The sequence below is a fragment of the Nocardia sp. NPDC055165 genome, from assembly GCF_053606985.1.
In genome coordinates this window covers 191,939-215,479 of sequence record NZ_JBSGSS010000008.1, presented here as the reverse complement: position 1 = coordinate 215,479, position 23,541 = coordinate 191,939, and the positions used below count along the sequence as shown (strand labels likewise).

The following is a 23,541-nucleotide window of genomic DNA, read 5'->3' as shown; positions in this document are numbered from 1 at the left end:
GGGCTTCGAGGATCGGCCTGATCGGCAGCGGGGGAGCGCACAAGTCAAGGGGCAGAGGGTATTTGAAACCGGGTGACGATCGCGGCCGCCGTAGGTGGAGATACCGGCAACCGTCGGCGAGGGGTCTCCCGGCTAGATAATTAATCGCGATATTGCGATATGCGCATCTAACCATGTTGTTTCGTCACCCACCATCGTCGACTCCACGCACCTGAATACCCTTCAAAAACACAAGGAGAGGAGGGGGTCAGGGCTGCCGTAGTGGGGGAGCGTGCCGGTTGCTACGGCGGGGTGACCATTCGCGCCACGGCCGCCACCACCGCCGCGCGCTGCGCCGCCAGGCGACCGTCGTCGGTGGATCCCGTTCTCGCATGGGTGGCTGAGGTGCGGGTCAGATCGGTGAGCATGCGAAGCATGATCGGGGCGGGGATATCGGTGGTGACGAGGCCTTCGTGCTGACCGCGGCGGAGCTCGGTGATCTTCGCGTCGATGGTGCGACGCAGAGCTTGCGGCATGTCGCCGGATGGTTCGAGTTCGGCCCAGGCTTGTAGGCGGGCGTTGTCGGGGTGGGCGACGAAGTGGTCGAACAGTCGGCCGGCGTAGGCCGGTAGGTCGTCGGCGGACATGGCCGCTTCGCTACTGGTCTCGGTGGTCCAGCGTTCGGTGACGGCCGCGTAGAGCTCGTTTTTGCCGGGAAAGTAGGCGTAGAGCCGGTCTTTGCTGGCATGTGCGACGTCCGCGATGCGGTTGATCCGAGCGCCGGCGATGCCGAATTCGGCGAACTCCGCTTTCGCCGCGGTGAGTATTCGCTCCCTGGTTGCCTGACCTGCCGCACGCATGCGCCGAATCCTACCTCTTGCCGAACCATCTGGTTCGGAACTATGGTCCACTGTGAACCGAATGGTTCTGAACTCTGTGAGACGAGGGCTTGATGAGCGCGGACAAACCACGGTGGCAGCAGCTCAAGGAGCAGTCGGACGGTGTGACGACCGCCGAGCTGGATCAGCTGTGGACCCGGCTACGCCCGGCGCGCGCCGAGGACATCCTCGGCGAGTGGCGCGGTGACGCCTTTCAGACCGGTCACCCCCTGTGCCGCGCACTGCCCGCGAGCCGCTGGTACGGGAAGAACTTCCACGCTCTCGACGACGCGAAGCCGCTGATCTGCCGGGCCGAGGACGGCACCCTGTTCTCCAATGTCGAACTGGGACAGGGCGAAGCGACGCTGTGGAACATCGAGTTCCGCGGTGAGGTCACCGCGACCATGGTCTACGACGGTCGCGCGGTGTTCGACCACTTCAAGTGGCTCGACGACACCACCCTGATGGGCATCATGAACGGGCGCCCCGAACTGGTTCTCGCGCACGGCGAATACTTCTACTTCCTGCTGGAACGGGTCTCTTGATGCGCACGACGGCGGTGCTGTCGCGCGATCCGGGCGCGGAGTTCTCGATCGAACCGATCGAGGTCGACGAGCCGCGCGCGGGCGAGATCCTGGTGCGGATCGTCGCTGCCGGTATCTGCCACACCGACCTGGTGAGCCGTCGCGCGGGCGCCGCGGATCGGCCGATCCTGCTGGGCCACGAGGGCGCGGGTGTCGTCGCGGCGGTCGGCTCCGATGTGCGCACAGTGCGGCCCGGCGATCATGTCGTGCTGACCTTTCGGCACTGCGGTGCCTGTCGCAACTGTGTGGCCGGCCGGCCTGCGTACTGCCACCGGGCGACCGCGCTCAACCAGTTCGGCCGACGCGCGCACGCCACGCCTCGGGCACTGGTCGACGGGTCCCCGATTCTCGACGGGTTCTTCGGTCAGTCGAGTTTCGCCGGTTACGCGCTGAGCACCGAGGACAACACGGTCGTGGTCGACCCCGCGGTCGACCTCGCGGTGGCGGCGCCGTTCGGCTGCGGTTTCCAGACCGGTGCGGGTGCGGTGCTCAACGCTCTGCGGCCGGAGCCGGGTGCGTGGGTTGCCGTGTACGGGGCGGGCGCGGTCGGGATGGCGGGTCTACTCGCAGCCCGGACAGTTCCGGACGTGCGCGTGGTCGTCGTCGAAACATCGGCTGCGCGGCGGGAACTGGCCGTCGAACTGGGAGCTGACGCAGCACTGGATCCTGCCGACGGGCCGACGGCAGCGCGCATCCGGGAACTCACCGATGGTGGTGCGACGCATGCGCTCGACACGACCGGCATCACCACCGTGCTCGCCGATGCCGTCGCCGCGCTCGCGGTGGGGGCAACGGTGGTGGCCGTGGGTCTTGGTCGCGGTACGCCGCCGATCGATGTCGGTGATCTCGTGCTGCACGGCAAGGTGATTCGCGGCTGCCTCGAAGGCGACAGCGTGCCCGCCACCTTCATTCCCCATCTGCTCGATCTGTACGCGGCCGGTCGTTTCCCGGCCGATCGACTCATCGCCCGGTATCCGCATGCCGAGGTCGGCGCCGCGCTGGCCGATCAGCGTGCTGGCACTGTGGTCAAGCCGGTGCTCACATGGTGAACACCCTCGAATCCCCGGACGCGCCATGACACTTCTCTTCCATGACATCCAGACCGACGAGAGCGCCGAAACGGCCCGCACCCAGCGTCGGCTCACGGTGCTCAACGCCGCGCGTGCGGTCTTCGTGGCCCACGGGTATCACGGTGCGAGCATGGACGACATCGGCGTTCGGGCCGGGATGAGCAAGCCGGTGCTGTACACGCACTACGCGAGCAAGCTCGATCTGTATCTGTCGGTGTTGCAGGGGTATCTGGACCGGATGGTCGACGGCATTCGCGATGCGCTGGCCGATGCGAACGGTCAGGAGGACAAGGTGCGTCGCGCGGTGCTGGCCTATTTCGACTTCGTCGACGAGGACGCAGGCGGGCACACGTTGGTCTTCGAGTCGCCGGTGCCGAGTGAGCCGTGTGTGCGGTGGCGGGTGCGCAATGCCATGGGCGAGTGCGCGGTGCTGGTGAGCGCTGAGCTGCGCGCGGCGGGGATGGACGATGTCCGTGCCTACGCGTGTGCGTTCGGCGTGGTCGGTGCCAGCCATCTCGCGGCGCGGCAGTGGCTGGACACGGGTCGTCCGATTCCGAAGGGCGATGCGGTCGATACCGTTGTCTCGCTGTGCTGGAACGGGTTGTCCGGGGTCGAGACGACGGGGGACTAGGGCCTGTCGCGCCCTGGATGGGGAGCGACGTCGAGCGCGGTCAGTGCAACGCGGCCGGCAGTGGACTTCCGTCGAGCAGTTCCTCGCTGGGTAGCTGTCCGATGAGTACGGCGAGCGCGCGCTTCCATCGGCGCAGTACCGCCTCGCGTTCGCCGAGTGTGCCGGTGAGCATGGCGGTCATCGAGAGCCCGGTGAGCAGGTCGATGGTGAATTCGACGAGGACTTCGGCTCGCGGATCCGAGGCGTACGGTTCGCCGAGCACTTCCAGATAGAGCCTGCGCATTTCGGTGAATACGCGACGTTCTTCGATGACGAGCTGGTCGCGAAGTTCGGTGTCGGTGCGTGCGGCGACCCACAGGTCGAGTGCGGTGAAGAAGGCGGGGCTGTTGAGGTCGCGCCAGGCGAGGTCGACGACCGATTGCAGGCGGTCGCGGCCGGGCGCGAGGAGTTCGGCTTCGCGCCGGAATTTCTCGAGCCGGGTGTCGACGACCTGGGTGGTGGCGGCGATGAGCAGTTCGGCTCTGGTGGGGAAGTGGTGCTGGACGGTGCCGCGGGCGAGTCCGGCGCGTTCCTGGACCGCGCTCACGGTGGTTGCGGCGTAGCCGCGTTCGAGCAGGCATTCGGCGGTGCAGGCCAGGATTCTGGCGCGGGTGGATGTCCGACGTTCGGCCTGGGTGCGGCGTGGAGGTTGCACGGTCACCTGAGAAATCGTACGTGCTGCCGACAAGATTCGGTAGATTCAGTGAAAAGTGTCGGCCGTCACCTCTTGACGACGGCCGATGGAGCTGGTGCAATCAAGAAACCGTACGCAGTAACTGTTTATTGACGAAGGGCTGCGATGACGCAGATCTCTCACCTCCGCCGGGGCAGTGGTACGCCGATCGTGCTGGTGCACGGTCTCGGCAGCCGCTGGCAGGTTTTCGCACCGATCATCGATCTGCTCGCCGAGCAGCACGAGGTCATCGCGATCGATCTACCGGGCTTCGGTGACTCACCCGCGCTGGACACTGTGCGACCGGGTCCGCGTGGCTACGCCACCTGGCTCACGCAGTGGTTGGCGGACAACGACATTCGGCGCCCCCATGTGGTCGGGAGTTCGATGGGCGGTGGTATCGCCCTCGAACTGGGCCGGGCCGGGGTCGCGTCCGGGGTCACCGCGTTCTCCCCGGTCGGCTTCTACGGGCCGGTGGGACGGCGGTGGACGCAGGGCCTGCTCACCAGCATGCGTGGCGCCGCTCGGGTCGCCGGACCGGCACTGGACCGGCTGGTCGAGCATCCCGCCGGCCGCGTAGTCCTGCTCTCGTCCATGTTCGGCTGCCCGGTTCGCGTCGATCCCGATGCCGCTCGCACCGATTTGGCCGGGCTGGCGGGGGCCACGTCCTTCGCCGCCGCTCGCGACGACTTCGGCAACTATGTGCTCGACCCCGGCGACGACCGTGGCTCGCTGGGCGAGATCCCGGTGACGATCGCGTGGGGCACCCGCGACATCGTGCTCGTACACCGCACCCAGAGCGCCCGTGCGCGGGTGGTGTTGCCGTTCGCGCAGCACGTCGACCTTCCAGGCTGCGGGCACCTCCCGTTCAGCGACGACCCCGAAACCTGTGCTCGCCTCGTTCTCGAAGGGACCTCATGACCCCGTCCATCGCAGTGATCGGTAGCGGGTTCGGTGGCCTGGCAGCTGTCATCGCACTGAAGAAGCGCGGCTTCGACGACATCGTCGTGTTCGAGAAGGCCGACGATGTCGGCGGCGTCTGGCGGGAGAACACCTACCCCGGTGCGGCCTGCGATGTGCCGTCCCCGTTCTACTCGTACTCCTTCGAGCCGAATCCACGTTGGCCGCACCGGTTCTCGCGGCAACCGGCGATCCTCGACTACATCCGGCACGTCGCCGAGAAATACGATGTCCGCCGCCATATCCGGTTCGGCACCGAAGTGCTCGGTGCGGCGTTCGACGACGCGACCGGGAAGTGGACGGTCCGGCTCGGCGGCGGAGAGACCGTGGTAGTCGATGTGCTGGTGTCGGCCGTGGGCCAGCTCTCCCGGCCTTCGGTACCTGCCATCGAGGGCCGTGACAGCTTCGGTGGCACCAGTTTCCATTCCGCCGAGTGGGATCACGACGTGGATCTGACGGGTAAGCGCGTCGCCGTGATCGGTACCGGGGCGAGTGCGATCCAGTTCGTTCCCGAGGTCCAGCGGCAGGTCGACAAGCTGACGCTGTTCCAGCGAACCGCGCCCTACATCATCCCGCGCCCCGATCGCGAGTTCTCGACGCGCCACCATCGGGTGTTCGAGAAGTTGCCGGTGACCGAGCTCGCCGAACGTGGCACCTGGTACGGCGTCGTCGAAGGGCTCAGCGTCGCCTGGGTGTACTCCAAAGCGCTGTCCGCCGCGATCAAGGCGGTGTCGAAGTGGCACATGCGCAGGCAGACCAAGGCCGAGCCGGGCCTGTTCGAGAAGGTGTGGCCGGACTATCCGGTCGGATGTAAGCGAATTCTGTTCTCCGACAACTATCTTCCGGCGCTCACCGAACCGAATGTGGAGGTGACCACCGAGCGGATCGCCGAGATCACATCCTCGGGTGTGCGCACCGCGGACGGGCGGGATCACGAGGTGGATGTGATCATCTGGGGGACCGGCTTCACCAGCACCGAGTTCCTGGCGCCGATGACGATCACGGGCGCGCAGGGCCGGGAGCTGACGCAGGAGTGGGACAGCGGCGCGCACGCCTACTACGGCATGACCGTGCCGCGGTTTCCGAACCTGTTCATCATGTACGGGCCCAACACCAATACCGGTGGCGGCTCGATCATCTACTTCCTCGAGGCGCAGGCGAAGTACCTCGGCGACTATGTCGCCCATCTCGCGACGTCCGGTCGCGCGCTGACGGTGCGTCCGGAGGTGGAGCAGGCTTATGACGAGCGGATCCAGGCGCAGCTCGGCGGCAGCGTGTGGAGTCGCTGCTCGTCGTGGTACCGCCAGGCCGACGGCCGGATCACGACCAACTGGCCACTACTGGGAATCCAATACAAGAAGCAGGCGCGGTTCGATCCCGCCGACTATGAGGTGGTGTCGCGATGAGTGACTACGACTACGACGTGATCGTCGTCGGTTCCGGCTTCGGTGGCAGCGTCACAGCGCTGCGGCTGACCGAAAAGGGTTACCGGGTGGGAGTTCTGGAATCCGGCAGGCGCTGGGATGCCGAGGACTTTCCGAAGACGAACTGGAACATTCCCAAGGCCATCTGGGCGCCGCGCCTCGGCCTGACGGGGCCGCAGCGGATCAGCGCGCTGGGCAAATGCTTGGTCTTCAGCGGTTCGGGCGTGGGCGGCGGGTCGCTGATCTACGGAAATACGCTCTACGAACCGCTGCCGGAGTTCTATCGCGATCGTGCGTGGGCGCACATCACCGACTGGAAGTCCGAGCTCGCGCCGTACTACGACCAGGCCTCACGGATGCTGGGCGTGGTCGAGAATCCGCGGGTCGGGCCGAAGGACGACGTGCTGTTGCAGGTCGCGCGGGATCTGAAGGTCGCCGATACCTTCCATCGCACCCATGTGGGTGTGTTCTTCAACGAGGGTTCTGAAGGTGTCGAGGTCGATGACCCGTACTTCGGTGGTGCGGGTCCGCGCCGGGCGGGCTGTATCCACTGCTCGGAGTGCTTCACCGGTTGCAAGCACAATGCCAAGAACACCACCACGCTCAATTACCTGCACCTGGCCGAGAGCAACGGCGCGCAGGTGCATCCGTTGACGACGGTGACGTCGGTGGCACCCGACGGTGCGGGCGGTTATCGCGTCGAGACGGTGCAGTCCAACGGTTGGGTGCGCAAGCAGCGTCGCACGTTCACCGCCCAGCAGGTGGTGTTCGCGGCGGCGGCGCTGGGCACCCAGAAGTTGCTGCACAAGTTGCGCAGCGACGGCACGTTGCCGGAGTTGTCCTCGCGGGTCGGCGAGCTGACCCGCAGTAATTCCGAGGCGATCATCGGGGTCACCAGTAAGTCCCGGCGTGATTTCGCCCAGGGCGTGGCGATCACGTCCTCCATTCACCCGGAACCGCAGACGCATGTGGAGGTGTGCACCTACGGCAAGGGACAGAACGCGCTGTTCTTGCAGACCGTGCCGATGATCGACGGTGGTGCGTTCCGGTTCCTGCGGTTGTTGCTGTCGATGGTGTTGCATCCGGTGCAGTTCCTGCGTTCGCAGAATGCGCACGGTGCTTCGGAGCGGTCGGTGATCCTGCTGGTGATGCAGTCGCTGGACAATTCGTTGACCTCCTACCTGAAGGGCAAGCGGTTGGTGACCAAGCAGGGCAGCGGAGAGCCGAACCCGGAGTGGATTCCGATGGCGCACGACATCGCCCGCCGATACGCCGCCGAGTCCGACGGCATCACCGGCAATATCGCCACCGATATCTTCAATATCCCCGCGACCGCGCACTATATCGGTGGCTGCACCATCGGTGACTCCCGTGAGACCGGCGTGATCGACCCGTATCAGCGGGTCTATGGCTATCCCGGGCTGCACATCGCCGACGGCAGCGCGATCACCGCCAATCTCGGTGTCAACCCGTCGCTGACCATCACCGCCCAGGCCGAGCGTGCGATGGCGTTCTGGCCGAACAAGGGTGAGCCGGATCCGCGTCCGGATCTCGGGGCCGCCTACCAGCGGATCAGTCCGGTGGCACCCGAACAGCCCGCTGTGCCCGCTTCCGCGCCCGGTGCGCTGCGACTGCCCGCCTGAGGCGAGAGGATCTTCATGACGATCGACCGACTTACCGCGCTCGAACCCGCCTGTTCCCGACAGGACGCGCTGGACCTGTTCGACAGTCTCGCGCCGGTGCCGGCGACCCAGCTCAGCGGCCGATGGAGCGGTCGCGAGCTGGGCACCGGGCACCCGATGGACGGCTTGCTCGTCGCGTCGGGGTGGTATGGCAAGCAGTTCGACGGTCTCGAGAGTGTGCATCCGCTGCTGTTTCGCGGTCCGGCGGGCGATATTTTCGCCGTCGATCCGCAACGGGTGCCGTTGGGCCTGGTCGGGAAGGTGCCGAGCAAGGTCGTGGACCGGGGTCGGGGGCTGCTCGGGGTGCTGAAACCGGCGTTGCGCGCCCGTGGTTATCGGGCTCGGTTGCGGGCGGTAGAGCACCGCGGGGTGGTCACCACGGCGATGGTCTATGACCATCTGCCGATCATCGATGTGTTCCGCCGGATCGACGACGACACCGTGCTGGGCCTGATGGACTACCGCAATTTCCCCGAGCCTTATTTCTTCGTGCTCGTCCGGGAAAACTCGAGTGATTCTGCCCGTTTGCCCGATTGAATCGGGGGTACGCGCCGAAAACGGAGAGCTCTCGTCGGAAGGAGGCCGTGCCATGACTGACTACATCGATCCCCATCAACACAAGTTTCCCGACACCGAGCGCACGACGCGCTCACACGCGGGTGAGTCGATTCAGGACTCGCTCAATTGGCCGGGGCTGTTCCTCGTCGGAGTCGGCATCGTGATGCTCGCGGCCACCTTGACGGCCGCCGGTTCCGGGTTCGTCGGATGGGCGGTGATCGCCGGAATCCTCAGCGGTGTGTGCCTGCTGTTCGGGGTCGGGATCGTGCTCGCCGAGCATCGCCGGATCAAGGTCGGCGAGGGGCTGCACCTCACCGATCCGTGTGGTCACTGAGGTCCGAACTCGGAAAGGACGTCGATGAACGAACGCGCTGAGCCGGGACGGATCATCGTCGACTATTCGCATCTGTTCCCCGGTGTGGTGGTGCGCGCCGATCGTATGGCCGACGAGTTCGATGTGGTGTTCTCCGATGGGGTGCGCACCGAGGCAGGCATTCTGCAGGACGATGACGGGGTCGCGGCACTCGACGTGGTCGGCTATGCCACGGCCGCGGGCACGGTGCAGCCCGGGCGGGTGTGGCCGATCACCTCGATCGAGGATGCCGGGTCCGAGGTGAATATCAAGCTGGGCCCGTACTTGCGCTAGCTTCACGCTGCTCGACGAGGCCGGTTCGTCGTCACTGGACCTTTCTGCGCCTAACGACTGGACCAGCGTCCATCTCTGCCGCGATGATGACGCCATGAGCGAGCATCCCGCGCAACGGCGCACGCTGGCCGTGTTGGTCGCGGCGCAGATTTTCAGTGGCGCGGGGCTTGCCGCCGGCATCACCGTCGGCGCGTTGCTGGCGCAGGACATGCTCGGATCGACCGGGCTGGCGGGGTTGCCCGCGGCGATGTTCACGGTCGGGTCGGCCGCGGCGGCGGTAGGAGTGGGTCGGATTTCGCAGCGGGCGGGTCGACGGGCAGGCCTCACCCTGGGCTATCTGACCGGTGCGCTGGGGAGTTTCGGGGTGGTGGCGGCCGCGGTGACCGGGAGCTTGGCGCTGCTGTTCGTGTCGCTGATCGTGTACGGGGCGGGGACCGCGACGAGTCTGCAAGCGCGATACGCCGGCGCCGATCTGGCGCAGCCCGCGCATCGGGCGCGCGCGATCAGTACGGTGCTGGTGGCGACGACGGTCGGTGCGGTGGTCGGGCCGAATCTGACGACGCCGATGTCGAATATGGCTGTGAACTGGGGCATTCCGGCGTTGTCCGGCCCGTTCGTGCTGTCCGGGGTGGCGTATGTGCTGGCGGCTGTTGTGCTGTGGGTGATGTTGCGGCCGGACCCGCTTGTGCTTGCCCGCGCGATTGCCGAACCGCCCGGCGAGGTGGTCGTGACGCAAGCTCCGACACGGTGGTCGGCGCCGATCGTGGCCGGGACGACGGTGATGGTGGTGACGCAGTTGGTGATGGCCGCGGTCATGACGATGACGCCGATCCATATGCAGCATCACGGGCACGGGGTGGGCGCGGCCGGATTCGTGATCGCGGTGCACGTCGCGGGGATGTATCTGCCGTCGTTGCTGTCGGGGATGCTCGTGGATCGGTTCGGGCCGGGGCTGGTCGCCGTGGCGGCCGCGGCCACCTTGGTCGCGGCTGCCACGGCGGCTGCGCTCGCACCGCCGAGTTCGGTTGCGGCGCTGGCGGTGGCGCTCGGACTGCTCGGGGTGGGCTGGAATCTGGGACTGGTCGCGGGGACGACGATGATCGCGGATGCGACGCCGGTCGCCACCCGGGCTCGGACGCAGGGCACGGTCGATGTGGGCATCGCGGTCGCGGGCGCTGGGGGCGGGCTGGGATCCGGGGTCGTCGTGGCATTCGCCGACTATCCGGGTCTGGCGTTCCTCGGTGCGGGGATCGCGTTGCTGATCGTGCCCGCATTGGCGTGGGCCACTCGTCGGCCTGCGGTTCGCGACGAGGTCGTGCGGGTCGAGACCTGAGCGATGTGGTGACAGCTCGTCCTGGCAGGAGGCTGGGGCCGTGCGATGATCTGGCGATGAAAGGTCAGACGAGTACCGCCCGGCTGTTGACACTGTTCGGTGGTGTCGCGCTCGTGATGCTGATGGTCAACTGGAGCCTGATGCGCGCGGTCGCGTTCGCGGTGATCTGGGCGGTCGCGGCGGGCGTGCTGGTGTTGCGTGACCGGCGTCGTGGTGTCGAGGCCACCGCGCCCGCCGTGGTTTCCGACGCAGGCGTCTCAGACTCCGGCGAGCGCTGAGGCCAGATCCGGCACATCCAGGGCCTGCATGGCCTGCTGGCGCACATCAGCGCAGTGCTGCTGGGTGACGGCATCGATCACCTCGCGGTTGCGAGCCACCGCCACATTGATGCCGCCGCTGCGCACCGCCCAGTTCTGCACTGTGGCGTTGAACGACACGCGCGCCACAGTGACTCCCTGCGCACGCCAATTATCGAGATCCGGGGCCATCATCTCGCACAGGTGCGCGGCCGCCTCATCGGAGATTTCCGGCGCGCCCTCGGCCGACGGCGGCAGACCGGGATCAGGTGCCTCGGTGCTGGTAGCGCAGCCGGCGACAACCAGCAGCCCGATCAACACGGCCCCTCGTAGATGTGTGAACACGACGCTGTCCCTCCGGTAGAGGTTTGTCCTTGCTCAGTGCGAATGCCCGCCTTTCGACGGCTCAAACAGCGGTCGACGGCCGGAAATCGCTGGGGGAGGAAGGGATTCGGACAGCCGGCCTGGAACCGATCAGGCCGGCCCATCAACAACATGAATAGAGCGAGGCTAGTTCGACAGCGCACCCAGTTCGGCCGAACGGCGTTCTGCCGCGATCAATGCCTCGCCGAAAGCCGAACGCACACCACCCCGCTCGAGTTCTCGCATCGCCCCTGCGGTCGTTCCCTCGGGTGAGGTGACGGCAGCGCGCAACTCCACGCAAGGCCGGCCCGACTCGGTCAACAACGCGGCCGAACCGAGCATGGTCTGCTGCACCAACTGGGTGGCTACCTCCCGGGGCAGACCCAGCTGCACCGAGGCGTCGATCATGGCCTCGATCACCAGAAAGAAATACGCGGGCCCCGAACCCGACACTGCGGTCACCGCGTCCATCTGCGACTCGGCGACGGTCACCACCTTGCCGACCGCCTCCATCACCTCAGCGACCAGCCGCAACTGCTCCTCGCTACAGTGACGGCCCGCCGCGATGGCGCTCATGCCCTGGCCGACCAGCATCGGGGTGTTCGACATGACCCGCACCACCGGGAAACCGGCGGGCAGCTCAGCTTCCATCCGTGCCGTCGACACACCCGCAGCCAGCGACACCAGCACCTGATCGTGCGCCCTGCCAACCATCGACTCGGCCAGTTCGGCGAGCACGCCGTCCACATCGCGCGGTTTCACCGCGATCACCATCAGATCCGCATTCTCGGTCGCATCCGCGAGACTGGTCATCGCCCGGATGCCGAACCGCTCGATCCGCGCCAACACCCGCCCCACAACCACCAGATCCTCGCTCGCCCACCCGGATTCGAGAAGCCCAGCGATCAACGCCTCCCCGATCCGGCCACCACCGATCACCGCAATCCTCGACACAAAACGCAAGGTTAGCGGACAAGTTCCCGGACACGATCCGCCCACCGAACACCCGCCGCACCTCCCTATCGGGCCGACGCGACTGATCGCTGATGGTTTTCGGGTTCTCCCGAGCTGAAACCGAGAGATTGATCGTCGTGCGGTCACCGATGATCTACTCGACGCTGCCGATCGCTAGACCGTCAGAGGATGGCCGCCAAGCCGGTTCACCCGAAACCTCATGCACACGAACCAATCCCATCGCGACCAACTGTTCGAGATACATCTCGGTACGGCGAACCGAGTGGCTCAACTTCGAGGCGAGGTCAGGAGTGGTGATCGGCGCTGTCGGGGAGAACTGGCACAAGCTGGTCAAAATCCAGTCCTGGCAGCGAGTCAGGTGATCCTCGCTCATCACGAGCCCCTGACCTGTTGTGCGCGTTCGTCGAGAACCATCCGCTTCTGCTCCACCAGGGTGGTTCGGGCACGTCGCCGACACCGGCACGTGTCGACCGCGCATTCCAGATGGACTTGCATCACCCGATGGGCCTGCGCAGCCGTCAGCGGGCCGGGGTCACGACCACACAACAGGAGCGCGTTCACCGGGTCGCCGGAATCTGGTCGGCGGGCGTGATCTGCCATTCGGCGCGCCGGTTCTTGAATGCGAAATCCTTGCACTGCAATCGGATTGCGGCACGTCGCGCTTGCCGCTCGGTGATCCTCACATCGAGGGCGATCTTGTCAATCGTGAGAATGCTGCCTGATTCGAGCGCAGTCAGGATCTCGGTTTCGAGCGTGATTTTCAAGGGTCACCTCGGGTGCGTCGGAGCGTAATGGCACCAAGCTACGAAGCAGCGGGATGCTGACACCACATACTTGCGTGAACTTGCGTCAGATGTCCAAATGTCCAACATCTAATGACCAGTTCAGGGATGCTTGTGCAGTGGTACGCAAGTTTGCGCACACAACTCGACTCGACAGGACGGTACGTCATGCAGTTGAAGTTCCTCGGCAATGGCGGAAGCGGCGGTGGCGGGTGCCCTGCGTTGCTCGCGACCGACACGGGCACCTACATCGTGCAAGGGTGGGAGACCAGTGACTCAGCCATCATCGAGATCCCGCACCTGCTCCTCGGATTCGCCGAACCCGACACCTTCGTCGGCGCGGCGATGACCGACACCGGGCGGGGAACCTTCACCCTGACCGGCCGACCCGTGACCGACCGTGCCACGCTGGGCCAATTGGACCTCGCGCCCGGAGAGACCGCGATCGAGGTCCCGAAGTGTGAGAGGAAGTTCTACGGTGCTCCTACTGGAAGGTGAAGCGTTCGACAATCTCCTGCGGTCCGCCCGCCAGGAGGCATTTCATCTGGAGGTGCAAGACACCTACAGCACCCCCGACGAGACGCAACCGTTCCGCGACTTCCTCAACGGCGGTCCCGCTGACGACTATTCGTGGCTGCGGGGATGGTTGGACCTGGTGGAGGAGACCGCGGCGCGTGGGGTGGCCGTTCGGCGGGCGCGCGTTGTCACGGTTCCGCACACCGACTACACCCGGTGGCTTCTCGAGGTCTCTTACCAGAACGCCGCCGCGGGTGAACAGATTCGGTACCTGTCTCGCCACGACGTAGACGCCGCGCAACTGACCGTCGACGACTGGTGGCTGTTCGACCGGAATTCGGTGGCGTTCACCGTGTTCGAACCCGACGGGCGATGGCGTGGCGGTGCGGTGACCACCGACCCGCGAATCGTGGCGTACTGCGTGCGGGTGCGCGACCTCGTGTGGGAAGCGGCGGTTCCGCACTCCGAATACGTCACCCTCGGTGCGCGGTGACCAACTCGGTCGATGAAGCGCGCGAAGCTCTCGGACTTCGACTCCGGGAGCTTCGTCGCGACGCAGGCATCACAGCTCGCCGACTCGCACAGCTCGCCGGCTGGCACGAATCCAAAGTTTCGCGCACCGAGTACGGCAAACAGACGCCGTCTGAGGCTGACCTGCAAGCCTGGTGCGAACACACCGGTCGTCCCGACCAACTCCCTGACCTCATCGCGACCGTGCGCAACATCGAAGCGGCCTACATGGAGTGGAAACGCCTGCTCGGTGCCGGTACGCGGCGCCGCCAGAAGATGTCGGTGAAACTCGAAGGCGACACCCGGTCGATGCGCTGGTACGAGCCCACGATCGTGCCCGGCCTGTTGCAGACCGCCGAGTACGCCGAAGGGATCCTGTCGAAGATCATCAGCTTCTACGGCATCCCCGATGATCTCGCCGAGGGTGTCGCAGCACGGGTCGAACGTCAGCGAGTGCTGTACCGCGGTGACCACCGGTTCTCGTTCATCATCGCCGAGCAGGTGCTTCACACGACAATCGTTGACGATCAGGTGATGCTGGGGCAGTTGGATCGGTTGCTGACATTGATGTCCCTGCCACGTCTCGTGCTGGGTGTGGTGCCGATGAACTCACCGTACGAGGGTCCAGCGACGAATGGGTTCGCGATCTTCGATCAGCGGCTCGTTCAGGTCGAGACGGTCACCGCCGAGTTGTCGGTGACGCAGCCGCGTGAGATCGCCCTGTACGAGCGGATGTTCGCGGTGTTGAACGACCAGGCTGTGTTCGGTGACGGTGCCCGTGAGTTGATCGGTGAGGCTGTCCGGGCGCGACGTTAGCGAGCTCGGCCCCATGCGCGGACCGTGGGCGGCGCATAGAACCATCGCTGCTCGTCGGCCAGCTCGGCCTGCGCAGCGACAATGACCTCGGGTGAGACATCGAGTGCTACCAAGGTTTCGTGGGCCTGTGTCCAAGTGAGGTTCCACATGCGCGCCATCGGCGAGCCGCCGCGAAACATCGGAATCTCTGCCTCTGCTCGAACGTCGATGAGCCCCACGGCGCCCAATTGTGCGGGCAGGTCCCTGGCCCAGGCTTGGTTCGCGCCCGCGGTCTCGGTCGACCGCGCGAAGGCTCGCCAGACCTCCCCGAATGCGCCGGGCATTTCATCGAGGACGCCGAGACCGTCGCCTTCCTCGAGCAGAAGAACGCCGCCTGGCGCCAGCGCCCGGGCTAGTCGCTGCAGAACAGTGTCTCGTTGGGCAATGTGGAGCAGCACGAATCGCGTGTGGACGAAATCGAATGCGCGCTGGGGGAGTTCGTCGGTGACGAGGTTCATCCGGGCGACTTCGCCGCCACGGTGGGGCAGGTCCGTCAGGTGGCGCGGGTCAGCGTCTACGGCGAAGACTCGACCACCCGGCAATGCGACATCGCATAGCCATCGCGCGAACGACCCGCCGCCGGCCCCGGCTTCCAGACACCGCCATCCCGGACCCACCCCCAGTCGCCGCGCGAGCGCGATGCTCTCAAGGTCATAGGCAGCGCCGAGCAGCGCGAGGCGTTCGTTCGCGAAGTCCCATTCATTGGGGAGGGTGTAGTGCGGCTTCCGCGGCGATGAGGTCGGCGATGGCCCGGTCATGATCAGACGTTAATTCGGGCGATCTGGTCGGAGGCAGGTTCTGAGCCGTTTCCCGAGGCCGAGTGATCGAATACACAACGGCGTCAGCCCGAGTCGTGTTCGGGCTCGCTCTCAGCGGTTGCTTCGGGCCTCGAGACCTCGGGCGAGGCGGTCCAAGTTTTGCAGGACTGCGACACGATCTCGATCCAGGTCGGTGAGTAGCTGTGCGTGGGCTTCGAGTTCGCGGGGGAAGACCTCGTCGATCAAGCCAATTCCTGCCGGGGTGAGGCGGATCAGGGTCGATCGTCGATCGGTCGGGTTCTGGGTGCGGGTGATCAGTCCTCGCCGTTCGAGTTTGGTGAGTGTTTTTCCGACGCCTGCCCTGGACATGCCGAGATGTTCGGCCAGTCGGATCGCGGTGAGGGGTGGGTCGGCGTACCGGAGGGGTACAAGTAGGCCCACCTCTGCCGGAGTGATGTGGGCCTGGGCGTAGATGTCCTCCACGGCGCGGTCGAGCAGGGCGGAAACGCGTTTGATCTGGCCGACCACCACCATGGCGGAGGTGTCGATGTCGGGGTTTCGGACACGCCAGAGATCGGATGTCCGTTCTCGGAGCGACTTTTCGGCCATCACCTCTCCTTTTGTTAACTAGTGAACAATTCGGTACGTTTCGGAGCGTACCCGGACGGTGACAGGGTCGTGCGGAGTGGTCGAGGGGGAATTGTGGTTCACGATGTCGTGGTGGTCGGTGGGGGCGCGGCCGGTCTGAGTGCCGCGCTGGTTCTGGCTCGATCGTGTCGTCAGGTAGTGCTCATCGACTCCGGTGAACCTCGAAACATGGCTGCCCAGACGACGCATGGGTTCTTGACCCGGGACGGAGTCGCGCCGGGGCAGTTGCTGGCGACAGGCAGCGCGGAGGTGCGCGGCTACGGTGCGCAGGTGCTGACCGGCCGAGTCGTGGACATCGCAGCGGTCGACGGACATTTCTCGGTGGAGACCGAAGCCGGGGCCGTCGTTGTGGCGCGGGCAGTGGTTGTAGCGACAGGTCTGCGCGATGAACTGCCGGCGATCCCTGGAGTTCGAGAGCAATGGGGACAAGGGGTTCTTCACTGTCCGTACTGTCACGGATACGAGGTGCGAGACGCGCCGCTCGCGGTTCTGGGTGGCGCGAACAGGGCATTTTCCGTGCACCAAGCGTCGCTGGTGCGTCAGTGGTCCGACGACGTCCTCTTCTTCCCGCGAGAGATCGCGTTGTCGGACGACGAGCGCCGCCGCTTGTCGGCGCGCGGCGTTCACGTCGTCGAAGGAGAGGTGAACCGAGTGGTTGTGCAGGACGGTCGCCTCCACGGCGTGGAACTCGCATCGGGACAGCTCATTTCGCGGACGGCGGTCTTTGTCGGGCCGTGTTTCACTCCCCGTGATGAGCTGCTCACTCGGCTGCGATGCGCGGTCGGCGACGATGGCTGGGTCGCGGTCGATGCCACGGGGCGCACCAGCGTCGCTGGTATCTGGGCCGCGGGCAATGTCGCCGATTCGCCTGCGCAACTCGTCCACGCCGCGGCCGCGGGATCCAGGGCCGCTGTGGCGGTGAATCATTATCTGCTGGAACTGGATATCCAGCTTTCGCTCGCCGAGTATTGACTCGGTCCGCTCGTTGCGGGATGTGCTCGACCCCCGAGGGGGTCGGAATCGTGGTGAGTGCAAACGGTGACCGGCGGTTGTGTGCTCGGCTAACGTTTCGGCGGTCGGGTTGCCTGGTGAGGAGAGTGTGTTGACCGTCGACGTCGATATCGCGGTGCATCCGCTCGATGATCCGGTGCGGGCTTCGTTGCGGGGCGAGCACAGTCGTTTCGCGCGGTGGACGGGGCGGATCGGGCGCTATGAGCCGGAAGTCGCGCGATTCGTCGGGCATCCGGCGGTGCTGGACGAGCAGGATTGGGCTGATCTGGGCGCTGTGCTCGGGTCGGGCGGCAGTGCTGGAATCCGCGGGATCGGGCATATGGTGCCGGCGGAGTGGGCGGTGCTCGCCGAGTTCGACACCGTGCAGATGGACGGCGCGGGATTGCGGGTTGCCCTCGATCCTGAGCTCGAAAGACTCACTGCCGCTGATGTTCCCGAGATCTTGGAGCTGATCGCCCGAACCGAACCCGGCCCGTACGCGCCGCGGACCATCGAAATGGGCACCTATCTCGGACTGCGGGTCGAGGGTCGGTTGGTGGCGATGGCGGGGGAGCGGCTGCATCCTCCGGGGTGGACCGAGATCAGCGCGGTGTGCACCGATGTCGAATTTCGGGGCCGGGGGATCGCCTCGCGGCTGATTCGGGCGGTCGGGGCCGGAATCCGCGCGCGGGGTGAGACACCGTTTCTGCACGCGGTCGCACACAACACGACGGCGATCAGTTTGTACGAGACGCTGGGCTTCACCGTGCGCAAGAAGTCGACGCTGACACTGGTGCAAGCGCCCTAGGTCATCGGGTGGCGGCCGATCGGGTCACCTCGTCGGCGATGTCGCTGACACCGGGCATCGCGGCGATCTCGGCGGCGACGGCACGTGCGTTCGTCCTCAGGTCGGGATCAGAGATCAGGGCGTTGAGGTGGGCGGCGGTGATCGAACGGGCAGGCACCGACAGTCCGGCGCCGCGTCGCTGCACCGAGATCGCGTTCCAGGCTCGGTCGCCCGGTGCGGGGGTGGCGATCTGAGGGACGCCGGCGTGGAGGGCGGCATAGACCGAACCGGCTCCCGCGTGGTTGACCATGGCAGTGCAGTGGGGCAGAGCTTCGTGTAGGGCGATCCACCCGGTCGTGCGGATGTTCGCGGGAAGTGCGGTGTTGCGCAGTGTCTTTCGATCGGGTCGCACGATGACGATGTCGGCATCGACATACGGTGCGGCGCGCACGATCGCCCGCAGCATCGTGTCCGGACCGTCGCCGAGCATGGTCGAGCGGGTGACGAGAATGCGTGGGCGTGTGGACGGTTCGCGCAGGAACGCGGGTGTGTCCGCGCCCGGGGCGGAGTACGGGGTGTAGCGCAACGGCCGCCCCTCGACCCGGACGATGCTGGGCGGGGCGATGGACAGGGTGCTCGCCGGAGCGGGCAGGGCGGCGTCGGTGAGCAGACGCAGCAGTTCACGGCGGATGACGGTGCCGTTGTCGAGGGCGATGTTGTGCAGGATCGTGGGTACGCCGAGCCGGTCGGCCACCATCGCCGCGGCCGCCGCGAACGGCTCGTGCACGATCACCTCCGGTGCGAACTCGGTAGCGGCACGCAGTAGCGGCTCGATCATCGGCCGATTGGTGACCGCGAAGACGTGGGCGCCGCCGCGTGCGTCCGCCATCCCCTTCCCCGACCGCGCCGCCAGCACCGGATGCCTGCCCAGCCCGCGCACCGCGGCACGCAGATAGTTGATCGGCGGGGCGACATCGGCCACCGGCAATCGCGCGCGCACCACCGCGGCCGCGTCCCCGCCGGTAGCCACCATGACGTCGTGCCCGCGCTCGCGCAGAGTGTCGACCAGCGGCATCATCGGGAACAGATGCCCGATCAGCGGCATCGCCACGAACAGCACTCGCATCAGGTCCCCGCCATCGCCCCGGGCGGCCGCAGTCTCGACCGCCACCATCCAGCACTACGACTCAACGTCGACGATAGTTCACCTCGGCCCCGCATCGAGAGAGTTACGCGGCTGCTGCCCCGTGATAGAACAAGTCGCCGAGGCCGACGGTGAAGACGAGGATGCCATAGAGGGCGTGCTCCACCGAAGTGGTGAGCAGCGAGCGGGTCCGCCGATACCGGGCTGCGAAGAGAACACCGGCCGCCGCGCTCAGCAGCACCGAGATCGGGTTGCCGACGATGAAGTGGGCGAAACCGAACGCGACGGCGCTGGCGGCGATCATGCGCGGACCGTCGCCGAAGATCGGCGCGTAGCGGTGAAACAGGAAGGCGCGGAACAGCAGTTCCTGCGGATAGACGCTGACCAGCGGATAGAACACGAGGACCAGGACCCAGATCAGGGGACGTTCGCGCGGTAGATCGAACAGCGAATCGGGCCGGAACACCGCCACCGCGGCGGCGAGGGTCAGGGCCGAGACCGCCCAGAGCGCGAGGATGCCGGGCAGGGCGGGGCGCAGTGCGTCGGCCCGCCAGAAGCTGACACGGTCGAAACCGGTGCGGCGCAGGTAGATCACGATGCCGACGGTGATCGCCACAAGGAAAGGCAGCGGGCTCACACCGCGCACCAACACCGCGAACAATCCGGTCAGGCCGAAGAAGAGGGCGACGAATTCGACTGTGAGCCAAGTCTTCCGGCTGGTGTCGACGGTCATCTGCCGAGATTAGCCGCTGTGTTCGGCCTTCGTCGCGGCCAACGTCGCCAGCAAGGCGGGCAGGGCGATGCAGTAGTCGTAGGTGACCAGCTTCTGGGCGTCGGAATCGCGCTGCCACAGACCCGCCGGGCCGCGATAGTCCGGGATTCCGCTGTCGGTGGAGACGCCGGCGCCGGCGCCGGACAGGATCGCCACGAGCTGGGTGGTCATGGGATCCGCCCTGGGTCCGGTAGAGCAGTGCGGTCGACGGATTTCGGTCGTTGTCCTCGCGAAGGGCTATCGCATCTGACTATGCAACGCTAAAGTCTGCCTGGAGTGGACAACAGTGGAAGGTGGCAGACGAATGACGTCGGCAACGGTCAAACGGCAGGTACTCGAACTCGGTGGGGCGTTCATGATCTCGCGCGAGGCCAGGGCGTTCGGGGAGACGACCGGGGTGGCCGGGTTCCACGGCGCCTACACGCGAGGCCGTGGCGGGGTGCTCGGTGACGTCGACGCCGACGTGGTGACCGCCGCCTTCGGCTTCTTCGAACCCGGATGCGTGCGCGCCGCATGGGAATCGGTGCCGATGCCCGCCGCAGGCGCCGCGGTGGAATACATGCTCGCGTGTCGCGATTTCGGGCAACGCAAACTGGCCGCGTTCGAGCAGGCCGACCGGCTCGCGTACCTGCTGCGTCGCGTGGTCGATGCCGCACCCTCGACGGGCTTGCCCCTGTTCGCCGGTTGGCGGGCCATGCCGGTGCCCGAGGACGGGCGGGCCGCGGTGCTGCAACTGACCCATGTGCTGCGCGAGCTCCGCGGCGGACTGCACCTGGTCGCGGTGCTGGCCAACGGACTCACCCCGCTGCAGGCGATCCTGGTCGCGGGCTCCCCGATCCTCGACGGACCCGGTCACGCGAAATTTCTCGGCTGGACCGAACCGTTCGAGACGGTCACCGACGATGTGCGGGTGCGCTGGGACGCGGCGGAGAAGCTGACCGACGAACTGATCGCACCCTGCTTCGATGTCCTCGACGACACCGAGCGCGACGAGCTCGCCACCCTGATGCTCGACGCGCACCGAGTCGCCTTGACGCGCTAGAACGTTCAGGACCCGATCACGTCGCGCCCGCGGCCCACGATCAGTGGGTCGGCGGTGCCGACGATCTCGACATCCTTGTTGCCGTAATCGAACCCGCTCAACACGTGCCGCATCGCGTTGAGCCTGGCGCGCTTCTTGTCGTTGCTCTTGACCACGATCCACGGTGCGTGATCGGTGTCGGTGTGCTCGAAGTTCTCTTCCTTGGCCGCGGTGTAGTCGTCCCATTTGTCGAGCGAGGCCAGGTCCATCGGCGAGAGCTTCCAGTGCCGCACCGGGTCGACCTGGCGAATGGCGAAACGGGTGCGCTGCTCCAGTGGCGAGACCGAGAACCAGAACTTGACCAGGTCGATGCCGTCGTCGACGAGCATCCGTTCGAACAGCGGCACCTGCGACAGGAACCGTCGATGCTGTTCGGGCGTGCAGAAACCCATCACCCGTTCGACACCGGCGCGGTTGTACCAGGAGCGGTCGAACAGCACGATCTCGCCCGCGGCGGGCAGGTGCTCGACGTAGCGCTGGAAATACCACTGGGTGGATTCGCGCGCGGAGGGCTTCTCCAGTGCCACGACCCGGGCCCCGCGCGGATTCAGGTGCTCCATGAAGCGTTTGATGGTGCCGCCCTTGCCCGCGGCGTCGCGACCCTCGAACACGATGACGACGCGGCGCCCGGTCGCCTTGACCCAGTTCTGCAGTTTCAGTAGCTCGATCTGCAGTAACCGCTTGTCGAGGTCGTATTGCAGGCGCGAGAGGCGCTCGTCGTAGGGGTAGCCCTCGCGCCAGGTATCGACGACCAGGCCGCCGGGTTCGGTGAGCAGGATCGGATCGTCGTCGTCGCTGTCGTCGACGGTGAATCCGGTGGTGTCGGCCAGGTTCACGACGGTCGCGAGATCGGCGATCTCGCTGACATCACGGGGGATCGGACGAATCTCGACATCGGTCATCCCGTGACGCTAAATGGTGTGCGTGTCGCGAAGATGAACGCGTGGTGCCCAGCGCAGCGAGGCTGCCGCGCCAACCCCGGCAACACGGCGATGTGGGCTCGCTATCGTGAATTCGTGCAGATGGCACCCCGTTCGGGGCAGACTGTGATCTGATTCACGCCGCTACTCGCGAGGCACTGCTGCCCGCCGTGGAGAGGACGACGCCGATGCATGATGGAGGCTCCTTCACCGACCAGTCCGCTCTCCCCGACGGCGAGCCGGCCTCGGGCAGCCGCGTGATCCGGATCGCGTCCGTGGCGGCGCTGGGCGGATTGTTGTTCGGCTTCGACAGTGCCGTGATCAACGGGGCCGTCTCGGCGATCCAATCCGAATTCGATGTCGCCGACGCCGTTCTCGGCTTCGCTGTGGCCTCGGCGCTGCTCGGCGCCGCCGCGGGCGCCATGACCGCGGGCCGGATCGCCGACCGCATCGGCAGGCTCAAGGTGATGAAGATCGCCGCGGTCCTGTTCTTCATCAGCGCGGTGGTCACCGCTTTCGCGCCCGATGTGTGGATCCTGGTCGTCGGCCGGGTGATCGGTGGTCTCGGTGTCGGTGTGGCCTCGGTCATCGCCCCCGCCTACATCGCCGAGACCTCGCCCGCGCGGATCCGCGGCAGGCTCGGATCACTGCAACAGCTGGCCATCGTGCTCGGCATCTTCCTGGCACTGCTGGTGGACTACGTGCTCGCCCACCTCGCCGGTGGCGCGAGCGAGATCCTGTGGTTCGGGCTCGAAGCCTGGCGCTGGATGTTCTTGTCCATGGTGGTACCCGCCGTGGTCTACGGCGTCTTGGCCTCCACGATCCCGGAGTCGCCGCGCTACCTGGTCGCCACGCACAAGATCCCCGAGGCCCGGCGCGTGCTGTCGATGCTGTTCGGTGAGAAGAACCTCGAGCTCACCATCGGCCGGATCGAGGAGAGCCTGCGCAGCGATACCAAGCCGTCCTGGAAGGACCTGCGCCGACCGGCGGGCGGGCTCTATCCCGTCGTGTGGGTGGGGCTGATGCTGTCGGTGTTCCAGCAGGCCGTGGGCATCAACGTGATCTTCTACTACTCGAATGTGCTGTGGGAGGCCGTCGGCTTCGAGGAATCCCAGTCGTTCCAGATCAGCGTGTTCACCTCGGTGGTCAACATCGCCACCACGATCGTCGCGATCATGCTCATCGACAAGGTGGGTCGCAAACCGTTGCTGCTGACCGGCTCGATCGGAATGACCGTCACTCTGGCCACGATGGCGATCTGCTTCGGCGGCGCCGACCAGGTGCCCGACGCCGAAGGCGTCATGGAGCCACACCTGACCGGTGCGCTCGGTCCGATCGCGCTGGTCGCGGCCAACCTGTTCGTCGTGTTCTTCGGCATGAGCTGGGGCCCGGTGGTGTGGGTGCTGCTCGGGGAGATGTTCCCCAACCGGATCCGTGGCGCCGCGCTGTCGCTCGCGGCGGCCGGCCAGTGGGCGGCGAACTGGGCGATCACCGTCTCGTTCCCCAGCCTGAAGACCTTCTCGCTCGGCTTCGCCTACGGGATGTACGCGGTGTTCGCGCTGCTGTCGCTGGGCTTCGTCGCCAAGTTCGTGCCCGAGACCAAGGGGATGTCGCTCGAGGACATGGACGAGGCCGCCGGCTACGAACGGCCCATCGCCAGCGCCTGACCCCGCCCGAAGCGCCACCG

General features: G+C 66.3%; 30 protein-coding genes. 18 read left to right on the top strand and 12 right to left on the bottom strand.

From position 1 onward, the window contains the following. Positions 1-281: 281 nt before the first annotated feature. Entirely contained in the window at positions 282-839 is a 558-nt protein-coding gene (locus tag ACWFRF_RS18775; RefSeq protein ID WP_452451217.1) for a TetR family transcriptional regulator, read from the bottom strand. Positions 840-931: 92 nt separating this feature from the next. Here ACWFRF_RS18775 and ACWFRF_RS18770 point away from each other — a divergent pair, with 92 nt between their 5' ends. The 3 genes from ACWFRF_RS18770 to ACWFRF_RS18760 are packed head-to-tail and all read left to right on the top strand — an operon-like array spanning position 932 to position 3,142. Then, entirely contained in the window at positions 932-1,402 is a 471-nt protein-coding gene (locus ACWFRF_RS18770; protein WP_378990041.1) for a DUF4334 domain-containing protein, read from the top strand. Further along, positions 1,402-2,490 (top strand): NAD(P)-dependent alcohol dehydrogenase, encoded by a 1,089-nt coding sequence (locus ACWFRF_RS18765; RefSeq protein WP_452451216.1) that lies wholly within the window; start codon positions 1,402-1,404, stop codon positions 2,488-2,490. Before ACWFRF_RS18770 ends, ACWFRF_RS18765 begins: the two co-directional genes overlap by 1 nt. Positions 2,491-2,515: 25 nt before the next feature. After that, entirely contained in the window at positions 2,516-3,142 is a 627-nt protein-coding gene (locus tag ACWFRF_RS18760) for a TetR/AcrR family transcriptional regulator (protein ID WP_378990039.1), read from the top strand. A 40-nt stretch (positions 3,143-3,182) separates the two neighbouring features. On the opposite strand, the gene ACWFRF_RS18755 is transcribed toward ACWFRF_RS18760, so the two are convergent. Continuing rightward, positions 3,183-3,842, bottom strand: a complete 660-nt coding sequence (locus tag ACWFRF_RS18755; protein WP_378990037.1) for a TetR/AcrR family transcriptional regulator — start codon at positions 3,840-3,842, stop codon at positions 3,183-3,185. 138 nt (positions 3,843-3,980) lie between these two features. On the opposite strand from ACWFRF_RS18755, the gene ACWFRF_RS18750 reads away from it, so the two are divergent. The 8 genes from ACWFRF_RS18750 (at position 3,981) to ACWFRF_RS18715 (ending at position 10,735) form a co-directional block, all read left to right on the top strand. Beyond that, a complete protein-coding gene (locus ACWFRF_RS18750; protein ID WP_452451215.1) occupies positions 3,981-4,775 on the top strand; it encodes an alpha/beta fold hydrolase in 795 nt (264 codons plus the stop codon). Continuing rightward, a complete protein-coding gene (locus tag ACWFRF_RS18745; RefSeq protein ID WP_452451213.1) occupies positions 4,772-6,220 on the top strand; it encodes a flavin-containing monooxygenase in 1,449 nt (482 codons plus the stop codon). The genes ACWFRF_RS18750 and ACWFRF_RS18745 overlap by 4 nt, the downstream gene beginning before the upstream one ends. Then, entirely contained in the window at positions 6,217-7,881 is a 1,665-nt protein-coding gene (locus ACWFRF_RS18740; protein ID WP_452451211.1) for a GMC oxidoreductase, read from the top strand. Before ACWFRF_RS18745 ends, ACWFRF_RS18740 begins: the two co-directional genes overlap by 4 nt. Before the next feature lie 15 nt (positions 7,882-7,896). Next, positions 7,897-8,457 carry a DUF4334 domain-containing protein gene (locus tag ACWFRF_RS18735; RefSeq protein WP_378990033.1) on the top strand — a complete coding sequence of 187 codons (561 nt, stop codon included), beginning with the start codon at positions 7,897-7,899 and terminating at the stop codon, positions 8,455-8,457. A 52-nt stretch (positions 8,458-8,509) separates the two neighbouring features. After that, positions 8,510-8,812, top strand: a complete 303-nt coding sequence (locus tag ACWFRF_RS18730; RefSeq protein WP_378628955.1) for a hypothetical protein — start codon at positions 8,510-8,512, stop codon at positions 8,810-8,812. A 24-nt stretch (positions 8,813-8,836) separates the two neighbouring features. Beyond that, positions 8,837-9,124: a hypothetical protein gene (locus ACWFRF_RS18725; RefSeq protein WP_378990031.1), complete on the top strand. Its 288-nt coding sequence runs from the start codon at positions 8,837-8,839 to the stop codon at positions 9,122-9,124. Positions 9,125-9,218: 94 nt separating this feature from the next. Continuing rightward, positions 9,219-10,457, top strand: coding sequence for an MFS transporter (locus tag ACWFRF_RS18720; protein ID WP_452451209.1), 1,239 nt, complete (start codon positions 9,219-9,221; stop codon positions 10,455-10,457). Between the two features lie 56 nt (positions 10,458-10,513). After that, complete coding sequence (locus ACWFRF_RS18715; RefSeq protein ID WP_452451207.1) at positions 10,514-10,735, top strand: hypothetical protein; 222 nt, start codon at positions 10,514-10,516, stop codon at positions 10,733-10,735. Here the strand turns inward: ACWFRF_RS18715 and ACWFRF_RS18710 are convergent. The 4 genes from ACWFRF_RS18710 to ACWFRF_RS18695 form a co-directional block, all read right to left on the bottom strand. Beyond that, the gene (locus tag ACWFRF_RS18710; protein WP_378628964.1) at positions 10,715-11,074 is read right to left on the bottom strand and encodes a hypothetical protein; all 360 of its coding nucleotides are present in this window, start codon (positions 11,072-11,074) and stop codon (positions 10,715-10,717) included. The genes ACWFRF_RS18715 and ACWFRF_RS18710 overlap by 21 nt on opposite strands. A 189-nt stretch (positions 11,075-11,263) precedes the next feature. Beyond that, positions 11,264-12,070 (bottom strand): pyrroline-5-carboxylate reductase, encoded by an 807-nt coding sequence (gene proC / locus ACWFRF_RS18705; protein ID WP_452451205.1) that lies wholly within the window; start codon positions 12,068-12,070, stop codon positions 11,264-11,266. A gap of 154 nt (positions 12,071-12,224) precedes the next feature. Next, positions 12,225-12,464 (bottom strand): hypothetical protein, encoded by a 240-nt coding sequence (locus ACWFRF_RS18700; RefSeq protein ID WP_452451203.1) that lies wholly within the window; start codon positions 12,462-12,464, stop codon positions 12,225-12,227. 184 nt (positions 12,465-12,648) lie between these two features. Then, positions 12,649-12,855: a hypothetical protein gene (locus ACWFRF_RS18695; protein WP_452451201.1), complete on the bottom strand. Its 207-nt coding sequence runs from the start codon at positions 12,853-12,855 to the stop codon at positions 12,649-12,651. 186 nt (positions 12,856-13,041) lie between these two features. Between ACWFRF_RS18695 and ACWFRF_RS18690 the strand changes: the two genes are divergently transcribed. The 3 genes from ACWFRF_RS18690 to ACWFRF_RS18680 are packed head-to-tail and all read left to right on the top strand — an operon-like array spanning position 13,042 to position 14,715. Next, positions 13,042-13,371 carry a hypothetical protein gene (locus ACWFRF_RS18690; protein ID WP_452451199.1) on the top strand — a complete coding sequence of 110 codons (330 nt, stop codon included), beginning with the start codon at positions 13,042-13,044 and terminating at the stop codon, positions 13,369-13,371. Further along, positions 13,352-13,882 (top strand): DUF6879 family protein, encoded by a 531-nt coding sequence (locus ACWFRF_RS18685; protein WP_452451198.1) that lies wholly within the window; start codon positions 13,352-13,354, stop codon positions 13,880-13,882. The genes ACWFRF_RS18690 and ACWFRF_RS18685 overlap by 20 nt, the downstream gene beginning before the upstream one ends. Further along, positions 13,879-14,715, top strand: a complete 837-nt coding sequence (locus tag ACWFRF_RS18680; protein ID WP_452451196.1) for a DUF5753 domain-containing protein — start codon at positions 13,879-13,881, stop codon at positions 14,713-14,715. Before ACWFRF_RS18685 ends, ACWFRF_RS18680 begins: the two co-directional genes overlap by 4 nt. Here the strand turns inward: ACWFRF_RS18680 and ACWFRF_RS18675 are convergent. Beyond that, a complete protein-coding gene (locus ACWFRF_RS18675; RefSeq protein ID WP_452451195.1) occupies positions 14,712-15,512 on the bottom strand; it encodes a class I SAM-dependent methyltransferase in 801 nt (266 codons plus the stop codon). The two genes, ACWFRF_RS18680 and ACWFRF_RS18675, sit on opposite strands and share 4 nt — an antisense overlap. A gap of 111 nt (positions 15,513-15,623) precedes the next feature. Next, the gene (locus ACWFRF_RS18670) at positions 15,624-16,121 is read right to left on the bottom strand and encodes a MarR family winged helix-turn-helix transcriptional regulator (protein WP_452451193.1); all 498 of its coding nucleotides are present in this window, start codon (positions 16,119-16,121) and stop codon (positions 15,624-15,626) included. A 69-nt stretch (positions 16,122-16,190) separates the two neighbouring features. Between ACWFRF_RS18670 and ACWFRF_RS18665 the strand changes: the two genes are divergently transcribed. Together ACWFRF_RS18665 and ACWFRF_RS18660 are read left to right on the top strand one after the other, a co-directional pair. Then, positions 16,191-17,132: an NAD(P)/FAD-dependent oxidoreductase gene (locus ACWFRF_RS18665; RefSeq protein WP_452451191.1), complete on the top strand. Its 942-nt coding sequence runs from the start codon at positions 16,191-16,193 to the stop codon at positions 17,130-17,132. Between the two features lie 127 nt (positions 17,133-17,259). After that, complete coding sequence (locus ACWFRF_RS18660; protein ID WP_452451189.1) at positions 17,260-17,958, top strand: GNAT family N-acetyltransferase; 699 nt, start codon at positions 17,260-17,262, stop codon at positions 17,956-17,958. A 1-nt stretch (position 17,959) separates the two neighbouring features. On the opposite strand, the gene ACWFRF_RS18655 is transcribed toward ACWFRF_RS18660, so the two are convergent. The 3 genes from ACWFRF_RS18655 to ACWFRF_RS18645 all read right to left on the bottom strand — a co-directional run bounded on the left by ACWFRF_RS18655 (position 17,960) and on the right by ACWFRF_RS18645 (position 20,024). Next, a complete protein-coding gene (locus ACWFRF_RS18655; protein WP_452451188.1) occupies positions 17,960-19,063 on the bottom strand; it encodes a glycosyltransferase in 1,104 nt (367 codons plus the stop codon). Positions 19,064-19,166: 103 nt separating this feature from the next. After that, a complete protein-coding gene (locus ACWFRF_RS18650; protein ID WP_452451186.1) occupies positions 19,167-19,814 on the bottom strand; it encodes a CPBP family intramembrane glutamic endopeptidase in 648 nt (215 codons plus the stop codon). 9 nt (positions 19,815-19,823) lie between these two features. Next, a complete protein-coding gene (locus ACWFRF_RS18645; RefSeq protein WP_452451184.1) occupies positions 19,824-20,024 on the bottom strand; it encodes a Sir2 family NAD-dependent protein deacetylase in 201 nt (66 codons plus the stop codon). A gap of 133 nt (positions 20,025-20,157) precedes the next feature. On the opposite strand from ACWFRF_RS18645, the gene ACWFRF_RS18640 reads away from it, so the two are divergent. Continuing rightward, a complete protein-coding gene (locus ACWFRF_RS18640; protein ID WP_452451182.1) occupies positions 20,158-20,895 on the top strand; it encodes an SCO6745 family protein in 738 nt (245 codons plus the stop codon). Positions 20,896-20,900: 5 nt separating this feature from the next. Here ACWFRF_RS18640 and ppk2 read toward each other — a convergent pair whose 3' ends face one another. Further along, positions 20,901-21,836, bottom strand: coding sequence for a polyphosphate kinase 2 (gene ppk2, locus ACWFRF_RS18635; RefSeq protein WP_378629995.1), 936 nt, complete (start codon positions 21,834-21,836; stop codon positions 20,901-20,903). 206 nt (positions 21,837-22,042) lie between these two features. Here ppk2 and ACWFRF_RS18630 point away from each other — a divergent pair, with 206 nt between their 5' ends. After that, a complete protein-coding gene (locus tag ACWFRF_RS18630; RefSeq protein ID WP_452451180.1) occupies positions 22,043-23,521 on the top strand; it encodes a sugar porter family MFS transporter in 1,479 nt (492 codons plus the stop codon). Positions 23,522-23,541: the final 20 nt, after the last annotated feature.